Source organism: Veillonellales bacterium (genome assembly GCA_039680175.1).
In the GTDB taxonomy this organism is placed as follows: domain Bacteria; phylum Bacillota; class Negativicutes; order JAAYSF01; family JAAYSF01; genus JBDKTO01.
Window position 1 is genome coordinate 48,829 of record JBDKTO010000089.1, and the last position, 21,380, is coordinate 70,208.

The 21,380-nt window shown below is 47.4% G+C and carries 22 protein-coding genes; 18 read left to right on the top strand and 4 right to left on the bottom strand.

Going from position 1 to position 21,380, the window contains the following annotated elements; all coding sequences use genetic code 11:
• Window positions 1-54: 54 nt before the first annotated feature.
• The 13 genes from ABFC84_14965 to ABFC84_15025 all read left to right on the top strand — a co-directional run bounded on the left by ABFC84_14965 (window position 55) and on the right by ABFC84_15025 (window position 12,492).
• A complete protein-coding gene (locus ABFC84_14965) occupies window positions 55-402 on the top strand; it encodes a cupin domain-containing protein (GenBank protein ID MEN6414042.1) in 348 nt (115 codons plus the stop codon).
• A gap of 253 nt (window positions 403-655) precedes the next feature.
• Window positions 656-1,771, top strand: coding sequence for an EFR1 family ferrodoxin (locus tag ABFC84_14970; GenBank protein MEN6414043.1), 1,116 nt, complete (start codon window positions 656-658; stop codon window positions 1,769-1,771).
• A 158-nt stretch (window positions 1,772-1,929) separates the two neighbouring features.
• Window positions 1,930-2,214 (top strand): 30S ribosomal protein S6, encoded by a 285-nt coding sequence (gene rpsF, locus ABFC84_14975; GenBank protein MEN6414044.1) that lies wholly within the window; start codon window positions 1,930-1,932, stop codon window positions 2,212-2,214.
• A gap of 17 nt (window positions 2,215-2,231) precedes the next feature.
• Window positions 2,232-2,645 carry a single-stranded DNA-binding protein gene (locus ABFC84_14980; GenBank protein MEN6414045.1) on the top strand — a complete coding sequence of 138 codons (414 nt, stop codon included), beginning with the start codon at window positions 2,232-2,234 and terminating at the stop codon, window positions 2,643-2,645.
• A 16-nt stretch (window positions 2,646-2,661) separates the two neighbouring features.
• Window positions 2,662-2,892 (top strand): 30S ribosomal protein S18, encoded by a 231-nt coding sequence (gene rpsR, locus ABFC84_14985; GenBank protein ID MEN6414046.1) that lies wholly within the window; start codon window positions 2,662-2,664, stop codon window positions 2,890-2,892.
• A 353-nt stretch (window positions 2,893-3,245) separates the two neighbouring features.
• On the top strand, window positions 3,246-3,554 hold the full coding sequence (locus tag ABFC84_14990) for a MazG-like family protein (GenBank protein MEN6414047.1): 309 nt from the start codon (window positions 3,246-3,248) through the stop codon (window positions 3,552-3,554).
• A gap of 4 nt (window positions 3,555-3,558) precedes the next feature.
• Window positions 3,559-4,518 (top strand): YybS family protein, encoded by a 960-nt coding sequence (locus ABFC84_14995; protein ID MEN6414048.1) that lies wholly within the window; start codon window positions 3,559-3,561, stop codon window positions 4,516-4,518.
• An 11-nt stretch (window positions 4,519-4,529) separates the two neighbouring features.
• Window positions 4,530-6,530: a DHH family phosphoesterase gene (locus ABFC84_15000; protein MEN6414049.1), complete on the top strand. Its 2,001-nt coding sequence runs from the start codon at window positions 4,530-4,532 to the stop codon at window positions 6,528-6,530.
• The gene (gene rplI / locus ABFC84_15005; protein MEN6414050.1) at window positions 6,502-6,951 is read left to right on the top strand and encodes a 50S ribosomal protein L9; all 450 of its coding nucleotides are present in this window, start codon (window positions 6,502-6,504) and stop codon (window positions 6,949-6,951) included. The genes ABFC84_15000 and rplI overlap by 29 nt, the downstream gene beginning before the upstream one ends.
• Before the next feature lie 19 nt (window positions 6,952-6,970).
• The gene (lonC, locus tag ABFC84_15010; GenBank protein MEN6414051.1) at window positions 6,971-8,902 is read left to right on the top strand and encodes a Lon family ATP-dependent protease; all 1,932 of its coding nucleotides are present in this window, start codon (window positions 6,971-6,973) and stop codon (window positions 8,900-8,902) included.
• Window positions 8,903-8,914: 12 nt separating this feature from the next.
• Window positions 8,915-10,252: a replicative DNA helicase gene (dnaB, locus tag ABFC84_15015; protein MEN6414052.1), complete on the top strand. Its 1,338-nt coding sequence runs from the start codon at window positions 8,915-8,917 to the stop codon at window positions 10,250-10,252.
• Window positions 10,253-10,292: 40 nt separating this feature from the next.
• Window positions 10,293-10,697, top strand: a complete 405-nt coding sequence (locus ABFC84_15020; GenBank protein MEN6414053.1) for a DUF3842 family protein — start codon at window positions 10,293-10,295, stop codon at window positions 10,695-10,697.
• Window positions 10,698-10,761: 64 nt separating this feature from the next.
• Window positions 10,762-12,492 carry a histidine kinase N-terminal 7TM domain-containing protein gene (locus ABFC84_15025; GenBank protein MEN6414054.1) on the top strand — a complete coding sequence of 577 codons (1,731 nt, stop codon included), beginning with the start codon at window positions 10,762-10,764 and terminating at the stop codon, window positions 12,490-12,492.
• A 62-nt stretch (window positions 12,493-12,554) separates the two neighbouring features.
• Here the strand turns inward: ABFC84_15025 and ABFC84_15030 are convergent, their stop codons facing one another.
• A complete protein-coding gene (locus tag ABFC84_15030) occupies window positions 12,555-13,631 on the bottom strand; it encodes a type II asparaginase (protein MEN6414055.1) in 1,077 nt (358 codons plus the stop codon).
• Between the two features lie 299 nt (window positions 13,632-13,930).
• Between ABFC84_15030 and ABFC84_15035 the strand changes: the two genes are divergently transcribed.
• Window positions 13,931-14,290, top strand: coding sequence for a hypothetical protein (locus tag ABFC84_15035; protein ID MEN6414056.1), 360 nt, complete (start codon window positions 13,931-13,933; stop codon window positions 14,288-14,290).
• A 97-nt stretch (window positions 14,291-14,387) separates the two neighbouring features.
• Window positions 14,388-15,653 (top strand): C4-dicarboxylate transporter DcuC, encoded by a 1,266-nt coding sequence (dcuC, locus tag ABFC84_15040; protein ID MEN6414057.1) that lies wholly within the window; start codon window positions 14,388-14,390, stop codon window positions 15,651-15,653.
• A 189-nt stretch (window positions 15,654-15,842) separates the two neighbouring features.
• Here dcuC and ABFC84_15045 read toward each other — a convergent pair whose 3' ends face one another.
• On the bottom strand, window positions 15,843-16,046 hold the full coding sequence (locus ABFC84_15045; GenBank protein MEN6414058.1) for a hypothetical protein: 204 nt from the start codon (window positions 16,044-16,046) through the stop codon (window positions 15,843-15,845).
• Between the two features lie 18 nt (window positions 16,047-16,064).
• On the opposite strand from ABFC84_15045, the gene serA reads away from it, so the two are divergent.
• Window positions 16,065-17,648, top strand: coding sequence for a phosphoglycerate dehydrogenase (gene serA / locus ABFC84_15050; protein ID MEN6414059.1), 1,584 nt, complete (start codon window positions 16,065-16,067; stop codon window positions 17,646-17,648).
• A gap of 221 nt (window positions 17,649-17,869) precedes the next feature.
• Here the strand turns inward: serA and ABFC84_15055 are convergent, their stop codons facing one another.
• On the bottom strand, window positions 17,870-18,640 hold the full coding sequence (locus ABFC84_15055; protein MEN6414060.1) for a sulfite exporter TauE/SafE family protein: 771 nt from the start codon (window positions 18,638-18,640) through the stop codon (window positions 17,870-17,872).
• Between the two features lie 127 nt (window positions 18,641-18,767).
• Here ABFC84_15055 and ABFC84_15060 point away from each other — a divergent pair, with 127 nt between their 5' ends.
• Together ABFC84_15060 and ABFC84_15065 are read left to right on the top strand one after the other, a co-directional pair.
• Complete coding sequence (locus ABFC84_15060; GenBank protein ID MEN6414061.1) at window positions 18,768-19,658, top strand: LysR family transcriptional regulator; 891 nt, start codon at window positions 18,768-18,770, stop codon at window positions 19,656-19,658.
• 173 nt (window positions 19,659-19,831) lie between these two features.
• Window positions 19,832-20,278 (top strand): CBS domain-containing protein, encoded by a 447-nt coding sequence (locus tag ABFC84_15065; GenBank protein MEN6414062.1) that lies wholly within the window; start codon window positions 19,832-19,834, stop codon window positions 20,276-20,278.
• 118 nt (window positions 20,279-20,396) lie between these two features.
• Here the strand turns inward: ABFC84_15065 and ABFC84_15070 are convergent, their stop codons facing one another.
• On the bottom strand, window positions 20,397-21,284 hold the full coding sequence (locus tag ABFC84_15070; protein ID MEN6414063.1) for a cupin domain-containing protein: 888 nt from the start codon (window positions 21,282-21,284) through the stop codon (window positions 20,397-20,399).
• Window positions 21,285-21,380: the final 96 nt, after the last annotated feature.

The window sequence follows — 21,380 nt, forward strand, 5'->3', positions numbered from 1 at the left end:
AGTAGAATAATTGAATAGAATTATCAGATAGTAAGAGCAAAGGAGCGATAGAACATGATTAAACGTGCGGGAACTATAACGGAACAAATCCGGCCTCAAATGTTTGGCGGCAAAGGTGAGGTAAAATTTATTCATTTGCTGGAAAACGAAGAATTTCAGGGTAAGGGCAGAGTATTTGCCCACACAATTATTAAACCAGGCTGTTCCATCGGCAGCCACACCCACAAGGGGGATATCGAAGCCTACTATTGTTTAAAAGGCGAAGGCATATATTGGGATAATGGCGGAGAAACCGTGCTGAAACCGGGAGATTTAGCCTTTACAGATAACGGCCAAAGTCATTCCGTCGAGAATAAGGGGACGGAAGATCTGGAACTGATTGCTTTAGTGCTGTTTTGTTAAGAGTTTATCATTCCATAGCGCAGCGGATATCCGTTGCGCTAATTTTAACTTCATAGGTTTTATTGGTTATGAACCTTGAGCGGTTGCTGCCACCGACATTAATCTAGGGAAAAGTATGCTATTGATATGCCAGACGGGTTTCTATCTAGCAATTTCAGCTTGGGACTATGTACCGCAGGCCAAAGACACGCAGGATTTTCTGGACAGAAAGTGAATGGAGCACCCTAAGAGTTTTTTGGGAGGAAAGCCATATATGGCATATTACAATGCGATTCTCTATTATTTTACCGGCACAGGCAATTCTTATCGTGTTGCTTGCTGGTTGGGAGAAGAATTAGCCAATCAAGGCAGTGCTGCCCAATTACTGCCGATTGACAGAAGGGAAAACATTTGCTGGGACGGCGATTTGTTGGGCCTTGTTTTTCCTACCCATGGCTTTACCGCTCCTTGGCAGGTGATCCGTTTTGTCTTAGGACTGCCCCGCAGTAAAAAAGGTCATGCTTTTGTGGCGGTAACTCGGGCCGGAACCAGGCTGTGGGAGAGGAACCTACCGGGTATGGAAGGGTCGGCAGGGTATCTAATTGCCCTGCTTCTGTTTTACAAAGGGTATTCGGTGCGGGGCGTAACCGGTCTGGATATGCCGTCTAATTGGCTGACTTTTCACTCCGGTATCAATCCGGTGAATGCTGCCGCCATTATAGACAGGACAAGACCGAAGACAAGAAATTTTGCTTTGCGTATTACGGCTGGAAAACGTTATTATAACGGTAGATTGCCTTTATTTCTGGGACTTATTTTATGGAAAATTTCTCTTGCCTATTTGGTCTTGGGACGATTTTTTCTAGCTAAACTAGCTTTCGCTTCAGCTCAATGTGACGGCTGCGGGGTATGTGCCGCCGGCTGTCCGGCAAATGCGATCAAGCTGAGGGGCCGAACAAGGCTCCGACCTTATTGGACTTTTGCCTGTGAAAGCTGTATGCGCTGTATGGCTTATTGCCCGAAACAGGCGGTACAAAGCAGCCATTCCCTCTTCTTTATCCTTTATATGTTGACTACTGTACCGGCAGCAGCCTATTTGTTGCAGCTGGCGGCGGATAAAATGGTCTGGTTGCCTAGCTGGATGGAAGAACTGCTGCAATATGGATATATTCTTTTGTCTATCTATCTGGTTTATCAAATATTTAATGCAATGCTCTATGTTCCGCTTCTGAATAAAATGTTTGCTTATACAACATTAACCCGTATCTACCGCCGCTACCACGCCCCGGGAGTTGGATTGGGACAAATAGTAAAACCGCGAATTCTTGCCGGTCGACTGCAGAATAAGAATAAGCTCACAGAAAATGAAAGCAAGCATAGCTTAAAATAGTAATTGGTGATTGTTTTTGCAAAGCAATTTTCTTGCATTGTTTTCGTCAACAGTGCTATAATATATAGGTCGAGGCACTATATTAGTTTTTCAAAGCTATTTTGTGACCTTCCCTGCTCCCTTAAGGGAGCCATAAGTCCAAAGGAGGAGGTGATTTCGTGAGAAAATACGAAGTCATGTTTATCATCAAGCCGGCCGAAGAAGAGGCTCTTAATACGGTTATTACCAAATTCGAGAACCTGATAAAAGATAACGGCGGCGAAGTTGAAAAAATTGACCGTTGGGGTAAAAAACGCTTGGCCTATGAGATCAAAGATTTTGCCGAGGGTTATTATTGTCTCATCTATTTCAGCGCTGAACCAAAAGCAGTTTTTGAACTTGAGCGTGTAATGAAGATTACAGATGAGATTCTTAAACATATGGTCATTAAAGAAGAAGAATAGGCCAGGGGGAATTTACCATGAATAAGGTTATATTAGTCGGTAATCTTGCTCGTGATCCGGAAGTTCGCTATACGCAGACCGGTAAAGCGGTCGCTTCCTTTACTATCGCCGTTAATCGTTTTGGCGGCGGGCAGGGTCAGAATCAAGCCGATTTTATTCCCATTGTAGCATGGGAAAAACTGGCCGAAGTTTGTGGCAATAATCTTACCAAAGGACGCCGTGTCCTTGTCGAAGGCCGACTGCAGATTCGCAGCTACGATGCCGCGGACGGACAAAAGCGACGCGTAGCCGAAGTCATTGCTCAAAATATTGAGTTTTTGGGCGGCAGACCGGCAAGCGGGGGCGACGGCAATACGAGTACGAGTACTCCGCCAAGCGGCGCGAATTCCTTTGGCAGTGAGGTCTTCCCTGAAGAAGAAATACCATTTTAAAGGGAGGTAACTATTGGTGAGACGCGAAAGAGGAAGAAAGCCAAAGAAAAAAGTTTGCAGCTTCTGCGTTGATAAAGTAGAAGGTATTGATTATAAAGATGTTCCTAAACTGCGCCGTTATACGACTGAACGCGGCAAAATTCTGCCCCGTCGTATTTCCGGCAACTGCGCTAAACATCAACGGCAGTTAACGCTTGCTATTAAACGGGCTCGGATGATCGCCTTGCTGCCGTTTACAGCAGAATAAAAAGATTCGAGGAGCAAGAATGTGCTTGAGTGCATTCTTGCTTTTTTGTTCATTCGGGCAGATAAACCGGCAAGTAATGACATCATTTTTTGGCCAAAGGCTAAGCACCAATTACTAAGAAAGAAAACCGCTTTATTTTTAGGCAAAACAAAAGAGAGAGCCTTTTCCGATCCGCTCTCTCTTTTGCCACCATCCATTGGCTGCAGCACCACCTGCAACCAATCGCCCCTCTATTATCATACAGCAAGGAGAGCGGGAATGCAAGTTTTGTCCGAAAATTGGTTAGGATACAAGCAGGAAACGGTCGGACTGCTTACGAATATTACAAAGATAACTGTAAGGGGGGGTGGCCGGTGTTTTCTCATGAGTCGGACATCTTGCGGAAATTGCGATTGATTGAAGGGCTCAAGGCGGAATTGGTGACAAACGTCGGCCAGCTTTATCAGGCGATGGCTCAAAACAGCGAGGGGGCGATTCGGGAGGGAATCGCCGGAATTATAGTGCTTTGCTATGTCCTGGCCCGCAGACTGGGCATTGATTTTGCATCGCTGGACGAAGAAGTTTTAACCCGGGCCGGTCAATATATAAAACGAGAACACGAAGCGGAGCAGTGGTTTGGTGATTTCAGCGAATATCAGCGCCATCTTCGCCGTAAGGAGTGAATTCATGCAGCAGACTCGCGTAAGACCTATGGTTGAAGGTGGTGTATTATCCGCCGTTGCTCTGATTTTTGCTTTAATCAGCGCTTATTTGCCGATTGTCGGCCCGTTTGTCAACCTGATCTGGCCGGTGCCGATTATTTTACTGGGTGTGCGCCACGGCTATAAATGGAGTATGCTGGCAACGGCAGTAGCAGGCGTGCTGATTGCTATTCTTATGCATCCCCTGCACGCCGTATCAGTGGTGGTAGGATTTGGCCTGATTGGTATTGTCTTAGGTCATGCGTTTCGAGCCGATTACAGCCCGGGGAAAACTTTGTTATGGGGCACGCTGGCTTCGCTGATTTCCAAAGTGGCGGTATTGGCCATAGGCGCCGTGGTGATGGGGATCAATCCTCTTAATATGCAGACCGATGCGATGAGCAGCGCGGTGGATCAGGCGCTGGGAATGTACCGCAGCATGGGTATGAGCGAAGAAAATTTGCAGCAAATGTCGGGCAGCATGCAGGCTATGATTAACTTGGTAAAAATTATTCTGCCGGCCGGATTTGGTATGGCGGCAGTTCTGGATACCTATTTAAACTTTGTAATTGCCAAAGCCGTGCTGAAGAAGCTTGGACATCAGGTTGCACCTTTTCCCCCGTTTAGGCGGTGGAACCTGCCTCCCTTTCTTGCCTATATTTTTATTCTGTCAATTGTGGGCATGTATTGGGGTAAGGTCAAGGAGATTGATATGCTGTATAAAGCAGCGATGAATTTCCAGGTGATCACCAGCATGTTCCTTTTGCTGCAAGGGTTGGCGCTATTTTACTTTCTTGCCGATAAATACAAATTGTCAAGGTTCGTGCGGGGTATTATACTGGTCTTATTACTTACCAACGGCTTTTTAACCCAGGGAGTAATTTTTGCCGGCGGCTTTGATATGGCGGTGGATTATCGCCGTTTGCGCAGACTGCGTTCTGAATAGGAGGGTATATTATGCCTCAGGGGCCGTCTTTTTGGTTTGACACCCGAATTTATCTGGCTGTAGCAGCAGCGCTGCTGCTGGTGATCGTGTTTTATAATAAATATGTCGCGGTATTGGGCGCAATTTTGCTGGTCGTGCTGTATCTCTACGGACGCGAACGGCATATTGAGCAGCAGAAGGCGATGAATGCCTATTTAAACAGCATGGCCCATAATGTAGAGTCGGTGACCACTTATGCGCTGAAAAATTTACCGCTGGCAATGGCCTTGGTGGATGAAGCCGGCCGGCTTCAGTGGGGGAACAGCATTTTATTTGACTGGACGGACAATCAGGTGAAGGCCGGGCAATCGCTGCTGACAGCTTGGCCCGAATTACCCCTTAAAGCGATGTGGGGCCAGTCGGGCCAACAGGTGGTTTCTGTTGCCAGCCGGTATTATCAGATACTCCACAAGCCTTTGGAACCCAGCAGTGAAGATAATTTGCTGATGCTTTATATCAGTGATATTACCGACAGCGAAATTGAACGGGCTGTTTGCGAAGCGGCTATGCCGGTGCTGGCCTATATCCAGATTGATAACTTTGATGATGTCCTCCAGGGGCTGGCGGAAAATCAGCGCAGCGATGTTCTGCTGGAAGTCAATAAGCTGCTGTCCGGGTGGGCGGTGGAGTCAGATGGATTTTTGAAAAAATATACGGAAGATACTTATATTGCCCTTTTCAGCAGCAATGCATTGAAGGGGGTAATGCATGATCGGTTTGAAATATTGGATCGGATCCGGGCGGTTCGGGCCGGAAATAAAATTCCGGTCACTTTGAGTATGGGGGTTGTGGCCGATGAATCCTCCTATGCCGCCATGGGGGAACGGGCTCAGGCCGGACTTGATCTGGCTCTGGGCCGGGGCGGTGATCAGGCTGTGGTTCATGTCGGTGGCAAGGTGGAATTTTATGGCGGCAAGGCCAAGGCAGTGGAAAAAAATACCCGGGTGAAAGCCCGACTGGTATCTCAGGCTATCCGGGAGAGTATGGAAACCGCAGAGATGATTCTGATTATGGGTCATGTCAACGAGGATTTTGATAGTCTGGGAGCCGCTATTGGTGTAGCAAAAATGGCCCGCTACCTGGGGAAAACAGCGTATATTGTTGTCAGTCAGGTTAATTTGACGGTCAATAAGCTGTCGGAGCTATTTGCGGATTATACCGAATATCAGGATATATTTTTGACTCCGCTGCAGGCGGCCGGCCTGATAACAGATCAAACGCTGCTGTTTGTAGTGGATACGCACAGGGAGAAACTAGTGGCTGCGCCTGAGCTTTTAGTTAAGGCGGAACGGGTCATTGTCATTGATCATCACCGACGCAGCGAGGGCTTTATCAATAATCCCCTGCTGGTATATCTGGAACCGTCGGCTTCTTCCACCAGCGAACTGGTAACGGAACTGCTCATGTATTTTGACGATCGGCTGGATATGACTCGGCTGGACGCTACCGCGCTGTATGCCGGCATTGTCGTGGATACTAAGAATTTTGCCGTACAGGCAGGAGTGCGTACTTTTGATGCTGCCGCCTATTTAAGGCGGGCCGGGGCTGACCCGGCACTGGTAAGACATTTGTTCCGGGTTGATTTTGACACAATGAAAGCCCAGGCGGAAGTCCTTAGCCACACCGAACTGCTACCGGGGGGCGTAATAATTGGTCTTTGTTCTCATAACGTCAAAAATATCCAGATCGTAGCCGCGCAGACGGCGGATATGCTGCTGCTTATCGAAGGAACACGACTGAGTTTTGTATTGTTTCCCTTAGAGGATGGAGTCGGAGTCAGCGCCCGTTCTCAGGGCGAGATCAATGTACAGGTGATTATGGAGCAAATGGGCGGCGGCGGTCATCAAACAGTGGCCGGGGCGCAAGTAAAAAATGCTACCTTGGGTCAAGTCAGAGAGAAACTGCTGGAACTGGTTGTTAATTATATAGGGGAGAGTGACCATCATGAAAGTAATCTTACAGCAAGAAGTTAAAAAATTAGGTAAAAAAGGCGATATTATCGAGGTTTCGGAGGGGTACGCCCGCAATTATTTATTGCCACAAAAGCTGGTGATCCCGGCTACCAACTCCAATATGAATACAGTTAAGCAGCAGAAGGCTTCCGAGGCTCGCAAACAGCAGCGCCTATTGGATGAGGCCAAAATGCTGGCAGCCCAAATGGGCAAAGTCGAAGTATCCATTCCGGTGAAGATTGGCGAAGGCGGTAAGCTGTTCGGTTCCGTAACCGGTAAGGATATTGCCGAAGCGCTCCAGACTCAGCATAAACTGGAAGTTGATAAGCGGAAAATTGAACTCAAAGATGCGATTAAAGCACTGGGATCCTATCCGGTAGTGATTAAAGTTCATCCAGAGGTTAGTGCGACGATTCAGGTACACATTACTGCTAAGAGCTAAGTAGAAAGAGGAACAAGGAATGAAAGATTTTTTTAATAAAATACTTCGGGGGACACTGCCAGTATTAAAAATTGATGAAGATGATCAGCTGAAGCGGCAAGTGGCAGCGATGTACAGCCTGTATTCCGGGATTATCGGACCGGAAAAGCTGGTATTGAAAGCCGGCAAAATGGAGGCTCTCACATTAATAAAATCGGAAAGACTGCCGGAACGGGTGCTGGCGTTGCAAAAATTGGTATTTGAGGACCCTACACTGGAGGAGCTGCCGGGGAAAGCCGACATTCCGGCCATATTGACTGCTATTGAGGATGAACTGGCGGATATGATGGCCCGCCGGGTTGTGGAAGAGAACATTGAAAAAAAAATTAATGACAAGATGGATGAGCGTCATCAGGAATATGTGAAAGAACTAAAAATGCAAGTGCTGAAAGAGGAAGACAACAATGTGGAGAACCCACAGACACTAAAGAAGTATGCTATGCTGGAAGTAATGGATCAGAGAAAGCTGACTAAATCGGTGATGGAACTCTTGCGTCCGGCGTCATTAGGTGAGATCGTGGGGCAGGAACGGGCGGTGGAAGCACTGCAAGCCAAGCTGGCCTCACCGTATCCACAGCATTTGCTTTTATATGGGCCGCCGGGGGTGGGGAAAACCACTGCGGCCAGACTGGTACTGGAAGCGGCAAAAAAGTTGAAATTTACTCCCTTTGCCGGGGATGCCCCTTTTGTGGAAGTGGACGGAACGACATTGCGCTGGGATCCCCGGGATATGACCAACCCGCTTCTGGGGTCGGTGCATGACCCTATTTATCAGGGGGCCAAACGTGATTTGGCGGAAACCGGCGTGCCGGAACCGAAACCCGGTCTGGCTACCGATGCTCATGGCGGTATTTTATTTATTGATGAAATCGGTGAAATGGAAAGTATGCTGCAAAATAAGCTGCTGAAAGTACTGGAGGACAAGCGGGTATTTTTTGATTCGGTTTATTACGATCCTAGTGATCCCAATGTGCCGAAGTATATTCAAAAGCTGTTTGAGGACGGAGCACCGGCGGACTTTATCCTCATCGGTGCTACTACCCGGGAATCACAGGATATCAATCCGGCCATCCGATCCCGCTGTGCCGAAATTTACTTTGAACCGCTTACACCCAAATATATTGAGGAGATTGTATACAACGCTGCCGTTAAACTAAAGGTAGAGATGGAACCGGATGTGCCCCAGCTGATCAGTGAATACACCATTGAAGGCCGTAAGGCCATCAATATTCTGGCTGACGCCTATGGCATTGCCTTATACCGGGCCGGAGAAAACACGGATAAAATTACCATTACCCTGCCTGATGTGTACCGGGTATTTCAGGTCAGCCGGCTGACTCCCTATGTCAGTCACAAGGCTTCTGCCACCTGGGAGGTCGGTAAAGTTTTCGGTCTGGGCGTTGCCGGGTATCTGGGCTCGGTATTGGAAATTGAAGCGGTGGCCTTTCCTGCCGCTACCCCGGGCAAAGGCGGAATCCGCTTTAATGACACGGCCGGCAGTATGGCCAAAGATTCGGTGTTTAATGCGGCGGCAGTTGTCCGCAAAGTAACGGGACAGGACTTGGCCAACTATGATTTGCATATCAATGTCATCGGCGGCGGTAGAATTGATGGGCCATCGGCCGGTACCGCCATTGTGGCAGCCATTGTTTCTGCTGTTACCGGCAAGCCGATTTGCCAGGAGATTGCCGTTACCGGTGAAATTTCCATTCAAGGCAAAGTCAAAGCCGTAGGCGGGGTGTTTGAAAAAGCCTACGGGGCCAAGCAGGCGGGTATTGTCACGATGATTATTCCGCAGGAAAATGAACAGGATATCCCTGCCGGGCACTTGGGCCTTGCCATTCGTCCGGTGGCAACAGTGGAAGAAGCCCTGAATATTTTGTTTACCGCTGGGGTAAAAGTGAGCGCGTAGGAGGTTTTTTCCTTGTTAGATAGAGTACCACCGCAAAACGTCGAGGCGGAACAGGCCGTTCTCGGCGCCATGCTGATAGAGCGTGAGGCCATCTCTAAGGTGGCCGAATTTTTACGTCCGGAAGATTTTTATCGGGAAGCCCACCGGTTGATTTATAAAACGGCTCTGGAATTGTTCAATCGCAACGACGCCGTGGACATGGTTACCATCATTGAGCATCTTCGTAAAGTGGATAAACTGGAAGTGGCAGGCGGTATTGCTTATGTCACTTCTCTGGCTAACAGTGTGCCAACGGCGGCTAACGTCCTCTACCATGCCAGGATCGTGGAAGAAAAATCCTTGCTCCGGCAGCTCATTAACGCTGCTACCAATATTGCCGGAATGGGGTATGAAGACAGCGAAGAAGTAGCCGATATTCTTGATCATGCCGAAAAAATGATTCTGGATGTGTCAAACCGTAAATTGGGTCAGGAATTCACCCCCATTAAAAACATTATTTTTGAAGCCTTCGACCGTATCCAGGGATTATATGAATCTAAAGGCGGCATTACCGGGTTGCCGTCCGGCTTTGTCGATTTAGATAAGCTGACTTCCGGCCTGCAGCCTTCCGACCTTATTTTGATTGCTGCCCGGCCCAGTATGGGGAAGACCGCCTTTGTGCTGAACATTGCCGAGCACGTGGCGGTCCATGAAAAGCAGGCGGTAGCCTTTTTTAGTTTGGAAATGTCCAAAGAGCAGTTGGTGCAGCGGATGTTATGCGCCGAGGCGCCAATTGATTCCCAGCGGCTGCGGATTGGCGATTTGGAAGGGAAAGACTGGCAGAAACTGGTTGGCGCAGCGGACCGGCTGTCGGCCGCGCCGATTTTTATCGACGACACCCCCGGTATTACCGTGCTGGAAATGCGGGCGAAAGCCCGGCGGCTGAAGATTGAGCATGATTTAAAGTTGATCATCATTGACTATCTGCAGCTGATGCAGGGAAGCATCAGGGGCGGTCGCACCAGCGAAAACCGGCAGCAGGAAATCTCGGAAATTTCCCGTTCCCTTAAAGGTCTGGCCAGGGAACTTCATGTTCCGGTCATCGCTTTGTCCCAGCTCAGCCGCAGCGTTGAGTCCCGTCAGGTGAAAAAGCCGATGTTAAGTGACCTCAGAGAATCCGGCTCGTTGGAGCAGGACGCTGACATTGTGATTTTTTTGTACCGGGAAGATTACTACGATCCGGATACTGAAAAGAAAAATATCACCGATGTCATTATTGCCAAGCACCGCAATGGCCCGGTGGATACGATTCAACTCTTTTTCCACAAGCAGTTTACCAAATTTGTTGACTTGTCCAAACGGCCGGAGTAAACAAAAAGGGATAAGAAAAAAATGAGACGGGGTTGATTCCATGAAAGTAGCAGTTGTAGATGGGCAAGGCGGCGGTATTGGAAAACTCATTACAGAAAGGCTGCAAAAAGAAATCGGTGAAAAAATAGAAGTTTTTGCTTTTGGAACAAACGCTTTGGCCACTGCGGTTATGCTTAAGGCCGGCGCTAATGAGGGTGCGACTGGCGAGAACGCAATTGTTCAAAACATGGCTAAAATGGATATTATTGTGGGACCGGTTGGCATAGTAGTTGCCCATTCCATGCTGGGGGAATTGACGCCGGCGATGGCGGAAGCCATTGGTAAAAGTGACGCCCGAAAAATGCTGTTGCCAATTAACCGCTGCGGTATCCTGGTTATTGGAACCGGGGGCGAGTCATTACCGCATTTAGTGGATAGCTTAGTCAAAGAAATTAAAGAAATGTGAAGCAAAATTAGATCACATACAATCGCCGAAAAGCTGTGCCCCATTTAGGAAAGGAGCAGAAGGCGTGACGTATATATACACACCTTTTGTCTGGCCGTTTGTAGCAACAGTCATTATGAACCTGTTGATGATTGTGTATGTTTTAAAAAATCCAGACAGAAAAGGTGTCGTTGCTTTTAGCCTTACTATGGTGTTTTGTTCGCTGTGGTGTGTGGAAACCGTGATGGTATATAGTGCCACCAGTTTGGAGATAAAAAATTTCTGGGCTAAAGCGGGGTTTCCTACCCATAGCTTCGGGGCGTTGGCCTGGCTGATTATGATTTTGCAAATGACCGATCAGCCATATTGGGCAAATCGGAAAAGGGTTGTGGTGCTTAGTATTATTCCTACAATCACCATGCTGCTGGCCTGGACGAATGATCTTCACGGCTTGGTGTGGCAGCAGGCGGCGATTAATAGTGACGGAACCTTTACCCGAATCTGGGGCTGGTGGTTTTGGGTGCATTCCGTTTACTCGGACGGGATGAGCTTTTTTTCCGTTTTCCTTGCCGCTTGGTTTTGGCGGAGCAAGGCACCGCTTTACGGCAGGCAATTTGGGTGCCTGACTTTTTCCGTATTGTTTGTTATGGTCGTCAATGCCTTGTATATCCTGGGGATCTGGCGAGGTATCGATCCGACTACCGTGGCTTGGGGAATAGCCAGCTTGTTTGTTACCAGGGCTTTGTTTCGCAACAAACTGTTTGACCTTGTACCCATTGCCCGGAACCGGATTATGGAAAGTGTGGCAGACGGCATTGTGGTGTTGGATGGGGAAAACCGGATTGTTGATATGAATCCTGCCGCCCAGGTAATATTTGACTGTAACGTGGCGGAAAATATCGGTCGTTATGCGGTTGAATTTTTTGAGCAGCAGCCGGTGCTGCAGGAACTGATTATCGCTGAAGGGACGTATGCCGAATTTCAATCCATGCGGTTTCAACAAGAACGTTACTATGAAATTTTCTGCTCACCGCTGAAGAATGAGCGGGGGATTTTTTTGGGAAAACTTTTAAACATTCGTGATATTACAGGCAAAAAATTAGCGGAGCAGGAACTTTTACAAAAGCAGCAGGAAATAGCGAGACAGGAAGAAAGAGAGCGAATGGCGCGGGATCTTCACGATAATCTGGGACAAATACTGGGGTTTGTCAATGTTCAGGCCCGGGCCATTAGGGAGTATTTAAGCCAAGATCAACTGGACATTGCAGTCCGGTGTCTGGATCGTTTAACCGAAGTGGCACAGGAAGCGCACAAAACCGTGCGGAAGACGATTTTATCCATGCAAGGCGATATGATACCCCAAGTGGCGGGAGCAGCTGATTTTTTTCAGGCGGTAGACCGGCAGGTTAATTTATTTGTACAAGGCTTCGGCCTTGCTGCCGAAATTGATTATGCCGGGGCGCAAAACTTTGTACTGCATGATTCCAGGATGTACGGACAAATCCTAAACATTTTAAAGGAAGCAATGAATAATATTGTTAAGCACTCTCAGGCCAGGTCCATGAAAATTGTATTTAGGGAAAAAGACAATACCTTGCGCTTGTCTGTTACGGATAACGGCTGTGGCTTTGATACCAAGTTTGCCGGATTGGCTTATGCGAATCGTTACGGGCTGCTGTTTATGAAAGAGCGGGCAGCAGAGTTGGGAGGCTGCTGCCAGATCCGTTCCACAGTGGGACAAGGGACAACCGTATTACTGCAAATCCCTACGCAGCCGAAAAGAGCCATTCGGCAAGAGTTCTCTGCGTTGTTATGAATAAAAGAAAAGTGCCCTGCTGCGTATTATAACAGCAGGGCACTTTGTGTCAGAGGAAAAGATTAATATTCATTAAACATGGTTTGAATCTCTTCGAGATTATCTGTTTTGGTTAGTGCCAGCATTAACAGAATACGTGCTTTTTGCGGATTCAGGGTATCGGCCATTAAGAAATGTTCCTTATCCCATTTTGGCACGGAATTGATCACTGTGCCATTGCCGGTACGGGAACTGCGGACGATGACGACTCCCTGCTTTTGGGCATCGATCAATCCGGCTTCCGCGGCATCGTGAATACTTCCGTTGCCTGTTCCGGCATAAATAATACCTTTGGCTCCGGCAGCCACTGCAGCGTCGACTAAGGCGCGATTTTCACCGGAATGACTATAAATAATTTCAACATCCGGCAGTTGGGTAAGACCGGTTATATCAAAAACGGACTGACTGGTATGCAGCCGGGTGGTGTTCCGGTAAAAATAGGGTTTCCCATTGTTGATATAGCCGAGACAGCCAAGTTCTGGTGCTTTAAAGGTATCTACATGGGTTGTATTGGTCTTGGTGGCATCTCTGGCACTGTTGATTTCATCATTCATGGCGATCAGCACGCCTTTGCCCCAAGCATCTTTGCTGGCTGCCAGGCGGACTGCGTTTAATAGATTCACCGGTCCGTCGGCACTGATTGCAGTGGCAGGACGCATAGCGCCGACAAGGACAACCGGTTTGTCACTTTTTACTACTAGATTTAGGAAATAAGCGGTTTCTTCCAGTGTATCGGTACCGTGAGTGATCACAATACCGTCAACATCGTCACTGGTCAGTAACTCATTTACTCTCTTGGCAATTTTCAGCCAAATCTCGTCAGTCATATTGTTGCTGCTGATGCTGCAAACTTGTTCGCCGCTGACGTTGGCGTATTGCTTCATTTGCGGAACAGCATTCATCAAAACATCAATACCCAGAGCGCCGGCTTTGTAGCCTGTCATTTGCGTATTGGAGGCGGCGCTGCCGGCAATCGTACCGCCTGTGGCCAAAATCTTGACGTTTGGTAAAGGAGTGGGAGCTTCTTCTGCCAATGCAACTTGAAAGCTGCAGAGAAGCAGGCAAATTACAGCAAGTGTGGCTAAAAAACTTTTTTTCATTCTTCAATCTCCCTTCGGTTATTCTGATGATATCTATTACTAAGTTTATCATAAAATAGTAAGAAAATACAGTGAATTAGAGAATGTGCGTATTGTTCCTCGCACCGAGGAAATATGAATAAATGTTTGCAATATTTACAGGGAAAATTTACGCGTTGTCGAAAATATAAAATGAAAAGGAACAGAGAGAATGGCAGCTGAAAGAATCAAAAATAAGCTTGCACGGTGGAGTGGGATGAGCGGCCGGGACGGATTGCCTGACCGTTTGTTGCCAAAGCGGGCTGAAAGCAGGGATAGACGTGTATATTTCGCTGTACGATATGGGTTTGTTTATTCTTTTTACAGTTATCGTCATTGCCGGCTGCTATTTGATTGCTGTTTTGCGCCGGCTTTTTGGCTTGTTGGGGACCGTCCGGGATTTTTTTGATGCTCATAATGGGGATATTGGCGAGATGCTTTCCGTACTGCCGAAAACACTGGCAACTGTTAATGAACTGGCGTTCAGCGTGAAAAATGCAATTGGGCAAACAAGCAGCGCTCTCGCTCCACTGCAGGATGATTTTATTAATACTGTTGCTGAGTTGCGTCAAGGGTTGGAACCTTTTCTCTTCTATGTCAAAGTCATCGGGAAAGTTTTTCGGCGGCTATTTTCAAAATAACAAAAAACATTCGACATGATATTACAAAGTTAGACAAAAGATTCATAGTATAATGTATACAAATAGTGCTTTTATTATAGTAGAGGAGAGTGATAAAATGATTTGGATTGGCGCTGTAATTGTGATTTTAGCTTTTGTTGCAATTATTAAACGCTGTGAAACAAGGCTGGCTCTATTTGTCGCCGGCTTGGCCATGGCCGCTATTGCCGGGAAGCCTTTAGCGGCGATTGACGCTTTTGCCAAAGCGATGGTGAATGCGGGACTTGTCACAACGATTTGTACGGTTATGGGTTTTTCGTATGTCATGAAACTTACCGGCTGTGACAGTCATCTGGTACAGTGTTTAACCGGTTTACTAAAAAAAGTCAAAATTTTCTTAATTCCAGGAGCGGTTTTGCTGACTTGGGTTTTGAATATCGCTTTACCGAGTACCGCCGGCTGTGCCGCTGCCGTGGGTGCTGTGTTGATTCCCACATTGATTAAAGCGGGGGTTCACCCGGCTATGGCGGCTGCCTGTGTCATGTCAGGTACTTTCGGCAGTACGCTGAGTCCGGGCCTCAGCCATAATCCCTTTGTTGCCAAACTGGCCAATGTGGATGTTATGACAGTTATCGCCGGCCATACTCCGGCGGTGCTGGCGGCACTGGCTGTTGCGGTGCCGGTGCTGACCATTGTCTGTTATGTGCGGAAAGAAGGTCCCAGTGAGGAGCGGGCTGCTGCAGCCGGCGGCGGGGAACAAATTTTTAAAGTAAACCCGATTAAAGCCTTGGTTCCGATTCTTCCACTTGTCTTGCTGGTAGTAGGCAGCAAGCAGGTTGCTTTAATTCCTACAGTTACTGTTCCTCAGGCGATGATTCTGGGAGCTATCGTTGGCTTTGTCGTAAATATGGGGGATGCGCAGGAAATTAGTAAAAATTTCTTTAAAGGCATGGGGGATTCCTACGGCTCTATTATGGGTATCATTATTGCTGCAGCTGTCTTTACTCAGGGAATGGACACTATCGGTCTTACCGGCGCTTTGATTGAAAAGATGAAGGAATCCCAGGATATTGCCAGATATGCGGCAGCTTTTGGCCCCTACTTTTTAGCCATAGTCAGTGGGTCGGGTGATGCGGCAGCCCTGGCTTTCAATGGGGCAGTGACGCCCCATGCCGCGCAATTCGGCTTTACAATCACCGATATGGGATCACTGGCGACGATATCCGGAGCATTGGGACGGACGATGTCGCCGGTAGCAGGCGGTGCTATTGTTTGTGCGACATTAGCCGGTGTAAATCCAATGGAAATCGCAAAACGGACGGCCCCAGGCATGATCCTTGCTATTATTACCGTTTTGTTTGTTTTTTCCGCTAAACAAATTTAGCGCAGCTACTTGACTTGTGGCTATGGATACAGTAAAATTTAACTAATTTCATATTTAACACAATGAACAGGAAGCTGAATGAAAGGTATTCAGAGAATCGGCGGTTGGTGCGAGCCGTAGACCGGACAGTAAAGTTCCGCCTGGGAGTGACTGATGAAGAATCAGAAGGGGATTCGCCCGATAGCGCGATTAAAGTTGGCCGTAAGGCAACATGGGTGGCAACGCGGGAATGGTTCTCGTCCCTATAGGGACGGGAACTTTTTGTTTTGCGACTACCACTATGCTTTTCGGCTCAAACTGGGTGGCAACGCGGGTAAAAAGCTCGCCCCAATATTTGGGGCGGGTTTTTGTTTTGATCAGGCCGAGCCGCAGAATTTTTTCCAGAGTAAACAAAATAGGGGGTAAAATAGGATGAAAATATTAGTTTCAGAGCAAATCGCTGTCAAGGGAATCGAGAAATTGACACAGGAAGGGGCGACGGTTGATGTCAAGCCGGGAATGGGCCGGCAGGAACTGCTGGATATCATCGGCGCCTATGATGCGCTGATTGTTCGCAGCAATACCAAAGTCAATGAAGAACTGTACCAAAAAGCCAGCCTGTTGAAGGTAGTTGGCCGGGCCGGCAACGGAGTCGATAACATTGATATGGAGGGGGCGACAAAACGGGGGATTATCGTTGTCAATACCCCGGAATCCAACGTTGTGTCGGCATGCGAGCTGACAATCGGTCTGCTGATTGCCTCGTGCCGCAACATTCCCCGGCTTTATAACCGACTGCAGGGCAGTAGAGAGTGGAACCGTTCCGGCCTAAAAGGAATGGAGCTTCAAGGTAAAACGGTAGGCATTGTAGGCTTGGGACGGATCGGGTCTTTAGTGGCCACCCGGTTAAAATCTTTTGGAATGCATATTATCGCCTATGATCCGTATATTAGTGACAGCCGGTTTAAAAATCTGGGCGTTGATAAAAAAGAGAAACTGGAAGATTTGATGCGGGAATGTGATATTTTGACGATACATACTCCCAAGACGGAAGAAACTTATGGAATGATTGGGAAGGAACAATTTAAAGCTGCGAAAAAGGGACTTCGGGTCGTAAATTGTGCCCGGGCCGGACTAATCAACGAAGAAGCGCTGGTAGAAGCGTTGAAGAAGAAGATTGTCGCCAGTGTGGGGCTTGACGTTCCCGAAGGAGAACCGGAAGCGACTTCGCCGTTGCTGGATTTTGACAATGTGGTTGTAACGCCTCATGCCGGTGCCGATACGGTAGAGGCGCAGAATAATGTGGGGATTACCATTGCCAAGGAAGTTGTCGCCGCTCTGCGGGGAGAAATGGTCCCGAACGCCGTGAATTTGCCAACGCTGCACCACGGTGAGCTGGAAAATGTGAAAACGCATTTAAACTTAGGGGAAACACTGGGCAAGCTGTATTATCAGCTGGAAAAAGACGCGGTGGAGAAAGTAGAAATTTTGTACCGGGGCGAGGCTGCGGAGCTGGAAACGTCGGTGATTTCTCTGGCTATATTGAAAGGATTATTTGAACCGGTGCTGAAGGAACAGGTGAATTATGTAAATGCCAGCTTTATTGCGGAAAGCCGGGGCGTTGTCGTAACGGAAAGCAAGGAGTCGGTGGTAGATAATTATCTGACGCTGATTACTATCAAGGTCATATCGAAGAATAAAGAATTTACCATTAGCGGTACGATTTTCGGTAAGAGCGAGATCCGAATCGTTGAAATTAATGGTTATGAATTTGACGTAAGTCCGGCACCATATATGCTGATAGCGGAAAATACGGATAAACCGGGCGTTATCGGCCAGCTGGGGACCTTGTTCGGCGTTGGCAAAGTCAATATCGCCACTATGCAGGTGGGGCGTAAGATCAGCGATAAACGGGCCATGATGGTGCTGACCGTTGATTCGGAAATTTCGAAGGAAACGCTGGAATTCCTGAGCGGTGTGGAAGGAATTATCAAAGTTCGCTTTGTAAAATTGTAGAGAGATAAGTAAAAAGAAGGGCAGCAGAGTATAAAATAGTATACACTGCTGCCCTTTAATAAAATAAGGGAGTATTCGCGGCAATCATCCCTCAACGCTGCTTCAGGACGTTGTGGGTTTTTACGATTATGGCAATGACTGCCGCGAGATATACTTAGCCTTGGGAATTAATATAGATTACGGACAATGGTTTTTTTAGTGAGTTGAACAGCTGCTCTCTTTTATATTCCCGAGGTTGCTGCAAAAATTAGCCGTATACCCACCAGGAATAAGGTGATGGCTAGTATGAGCATAATTGAGCGGGACTTTACTTTTAAGGACAAGCGCGCACCAAATTGTGCTCCGAGAACAGCGCCGAAACCAATCAGTAACGCCGGTTTAATTAAAATGTTATTGAGCATAAAGTGGGAGACCACGCCGAAAAGACTGGAAGCGGCGAGGACAAAGTGAGAAGTTGCAGTGGCAATATGGGGCGGAAAAGCAAGGAGATATACCATAGCCGGGACGTGGATAATTCCGCCGCCGATACCCATGATGCTGGAGATAAAGCCGACCAGCAGGCTTATAAAGACACCAAAGGTACGATTATAATGGAAGGTATTTTTGTCAAAAGTGGCTCCTTCTGCTTTTTTTGCCGGCTTAAAGTAGGTAAGAATTGCCATGATCATTAACAAGATGCCGAAGGCGATACGAAAACTGGAGCCGGTAAAATATACGGCAAGATAGCTGCCGATAAAGGCACCGGGAAGGGTTGCCAGGCTGAACCGGATGGCCGCATCGTAGTAGACTCTTTTTTGCCGTATATAAGCAATCGAGCCAGACATTGCGTTAAAGAAAACTACGACTAATGAGGTACCGATGGCATGCTGGGGAGTCCAGTGAAAAATCATAAGAAAGATAGGGACCAGAATGATGCCGCCGCCAATGCCGACTAATGTGCCGAAAGTGCCGACGGAAAAACCCAGTACAAATAGGGCTAAAGCAGATTCCATTAATAAGACCTCCTGATAATAATCTGTCAACGCTCTCTATTTGTAGTATAAAGCAAAAGTATATATATTAAAAATATGGGTTAACTATGATAAAATAGTTACAAACTATAGCATTGCAGGTGGGAAAATGGATCTACGTCAGTTAGAGTATTTTCAGATTGTAGGACGGCTGAATAGCATAACAAAAGCGGCTGAGCAATTTCATATTGCTCAGCCGTCGGTCACGGTGGCGATTCAGAAATTGGAAGAAGAACTTGGTGTCAAGCTGTTAGACCGGAGCCAAAGGCAAATTACCCTCACGATAGAGGGAAAAATTTTTCTTCAGCGGGTTGACGATATCCTGAATCGGCTGCAAGACTCGATTCGGGAGATGAACGACTACCGGCTGCTTTACAAAGGCTCGATAAAAATCGGCATCACACCCATTATTGGCGCTTTCATTTTTCCGAACGTGTTTGCGCGATTCCGCGAACGCTACCCTGATTTCAAGCTGACTTTTGTCGAGGAGGGATCTCTGTCCATCCGCCGGCAGCTGGAACAGGGAAAGCTGGATATAGGAATTTTAATCATTTCCAATATATCCTCCCGGCTGGCGACTTTGCCGATCACGACCGGGCAGATCCACGTTTGTTTGTCCAGTCGCCATCCCTTAGGCAGTTTTTCCCGCATACCTTTTACAGAACTCAGGGAGTATCCCTTCGTTTTATTTAAAGAAGATACCTACATGCGGCAAATTATTTTAGAAGAATGTGCTAAAAACCAGTTTGAACCGAATATTATTTTTTCTTCCCGGCAGATCGAAACTATTTTAGGGCTGGTGGAACAGGGAGTCGGCATCGCTTTTCTCCTTGATGCCATCGTCAAGAAGCATGCCGCTATTTTAAGCCGGCCCCTGGTCAATCCGCTTTTGATTCAGGCCGGTGTTGCCTGGAATAAGGACCGGTATCTGTCCAATGCTGCCAAAGCCTTTATCGATTTTGCTGCCGAACAGTATTCGGCAAGCAGGTCTTCGTTATAAACCAATTGAGGAGCCGATTGGCGATATTTATACGGGAGAAAATTATCGAAGAATTCTTTGTAAAAGAAAAGATAAAAATTACAGCAGAAAACAGAAAAAATAAGGGGAAATAGAGGGTTCCTGCCAGGGGGACAGCGAATTGTAATAGGAGAAAATGGTGGGAGGTGATTGTTGTGAAGGCTCAGGATATTATGGAAAAAGAAGTAGTTTCCGTGAATCAGCAGGCAACGGTTCGGGAGATTGCCCAAGTACTTCTGGATCATAAAATTTCCGGAGTACCTGTGGTGGATGATGCCGGGGACCTTGTCGGAATTGTGACCGAGGGGGATCTTTTACATAAGGAAATGAGTCCCCGCATTCCTCATTTTGTCAATATTCTAGGGGCGATTATTTATTATAATGGCGTGCGGCGCTATGATGAGGATTTTAAAAAACTAATGGCCGGGCAGGCTTGTGAAATGATGACTAAAAAGGTCATTACGGTTGATGAAGACGCAGATATTGATGCCGTAGTGAAGCTTATGATTGAACACGGAATTAAGCGGATACCTGTTGTCAAGGACAATAAAGTTTTGGGAATTGTCAGCCGCCGAGATATTATAAGGGCGCTGCTCCATTGACAAAGGGAGACGGAACATTCGTGTTGACAGCTTAAACCGCGGGAAAATTCTTGCACAAAAAGACAGCAAAAGAAGCGTACGAGTACGCTTCTTTTGCTGTTCGCACAATTAAAATTCATTATTTGTCAAGGAATACTTTGTCGTTGCCGTTTGCCTGGGGCGGAGTAAATATGCTGAAGACCTGCAGGTCTTCATTGCCGGTTACACGAGTGGCATGGTATAAGCCGCGGGGATTAACGTGGATATCGCCGGCTTTAACCGGAACCCATTCGCCGCCGATATACATTTCTCCCTGGCCTTTGTATACGAAAACGATTTCTTCACAGGATTGATGGAAGTGTCTGCCAATCAGCGGACCGTGGTTTTGTACCAGGACGACTTCGGAACGCGGTGATTTATATACGGAATCACCCCGGGTGGCAGCGCCTGCTTTCAGAGGATGCTCGGCATAGAAGTTGTCAAGATTGATGAGCAGACCTTGTTTCGCACTGGCGTCCAGCAGGGTGGGAGCGCCGATAACTCCGTTAAAGTCCTGACTCATAAAGACTTTGTCGTTGCCGTTTGCCTGGGGCTGGGTAAAGAAGCCGATGACTTCCATTGGTTCGTCACCGGTTACCCGGGTGGCGTGGACTACGCCACGGGGATTGATGTGGATATCGCCGGCTTTAACCGGTATCCATTTTCCCCCGATATACATTTCACCCTCGCCTTTATATACAAACACAATTTCATCGGCTGTGGCATGATAATGCAGGCCAATCAGCGGACCTTTATTCGTTACAAGGCTAATTTGGACGCGCGGGGATTTGAAAATTTCATCACCCCGGGCCGGCTGGCCTTCTTGTATGGGATGGTTGGCGAAGAAGTCATCCAGACTGATGAGCAATCCTTTGTCAAAAGCAGTATCCAGCAGTGCCTGATCGCCTACAACCGGTCCGGGAGCGGCCATCGCCGATACGGTAAAGAGAAACATGAACACCAGTCCTAATAAGACAATTCTTTTCATAAGTACCCTCCTTAGTTAAATTGAGTCTGTGCGAACAAAATGGGAAATTATTACATTCTTATAATTTCCACAAAAGTAAAAAGATCCCTTCTGGTC

Coding starts and splice junctions, on each gene's coding strand:
- ABFC84_14965 (MEN6414042.1), top strand. CDS start 55: ATGATTAAACGTGCGGGAACTATAACGGAACAAATCCGGCCTCAAATG.
- ABFC84_14980 (MEN6414045.1), top strand. CDS start 2,232: ATGAATAAGGTTATATTAGTCGGTAATCTTGCTCGTGATCCGGAAGTT.
- lonC (MEN6414051.1), top strand. CDS start 6,971: ATGAAAGATTTTTTTAATAAAATACTTCGGGGGACACTGCCAGTATTA.
- ABFC84_15000 (MEN6414049.1), top strand. CDS start 4,530: ATGCCTCAGGGGCCGTCTTTTTGGTTTGACACCCGAATTTATCTGGCT.
- ABFC84_15055 (MEN6414060.1), bottom strand. CDS start 18,640: ATGGAATCTGCTTTAGCCCTATTTGTACTGGGTTTTTCCGTCGGCACT.
- ABFC84_14970 (MEN6414043.1), top strand. CDS start 656: ATGGCATATTACAATGCGATTCTCTATTATTTTACCGGCACAGGCAAT.
- rplI (MEN6414050.1), top strand. CDS start 6,502: ATGAAAGTAATCTTACAGCAAGAAGTTAAAAAATTAGGTAAAAAAGGC.
- ABFC84_15020 (MEN6414053.1), top strand. CDS start 10,293: ATGAAAGTAGCAGTTGTAGATGGGCAAGGCGGCGGTATTGGAAAACTC.
- dcuC (MEN6414057.1), top strand. CDS start 14,388: ATGATTTGGATTGGCGCTGTAATTGTGATTTTAGCTTTTGTTGCAATT.
- ABFC84_14995 (MEN6414048.1), top strand. CDS start 3,559: ATGCAGCAGACTCGCGTAAGACCTATGGTTGAAGGTGGTGTATTATCC.
- ABFC84_15060 (MEN6414061.1), top strand. CDS start 18,768: ATGGATCTACGTCAGTTAGAGTATTTTCAGATTGTAGGACGGCTGAAT.
- serA (MEN6414059.1), top strand. CDS start 16,065: ATGAAAATATTAGTTTCAGAGCAAATCGCTGTCAAGGGAATCGAGAAA.
- ABFC84_15030 (MEN6414055.1), bottom strand. CDS start 13,631: ATGAAAAAAAGTTTTTTAGCCACACTTGCTGTAATTTGCCTGCTTCTC.
- ABFC84_15070 (MEN6414063.1), bottom strand. CDS start 21,284: ATGAAAAGAATTGTCTTATTAGGACTGGTGTTCATGTTTCTCTTTACC.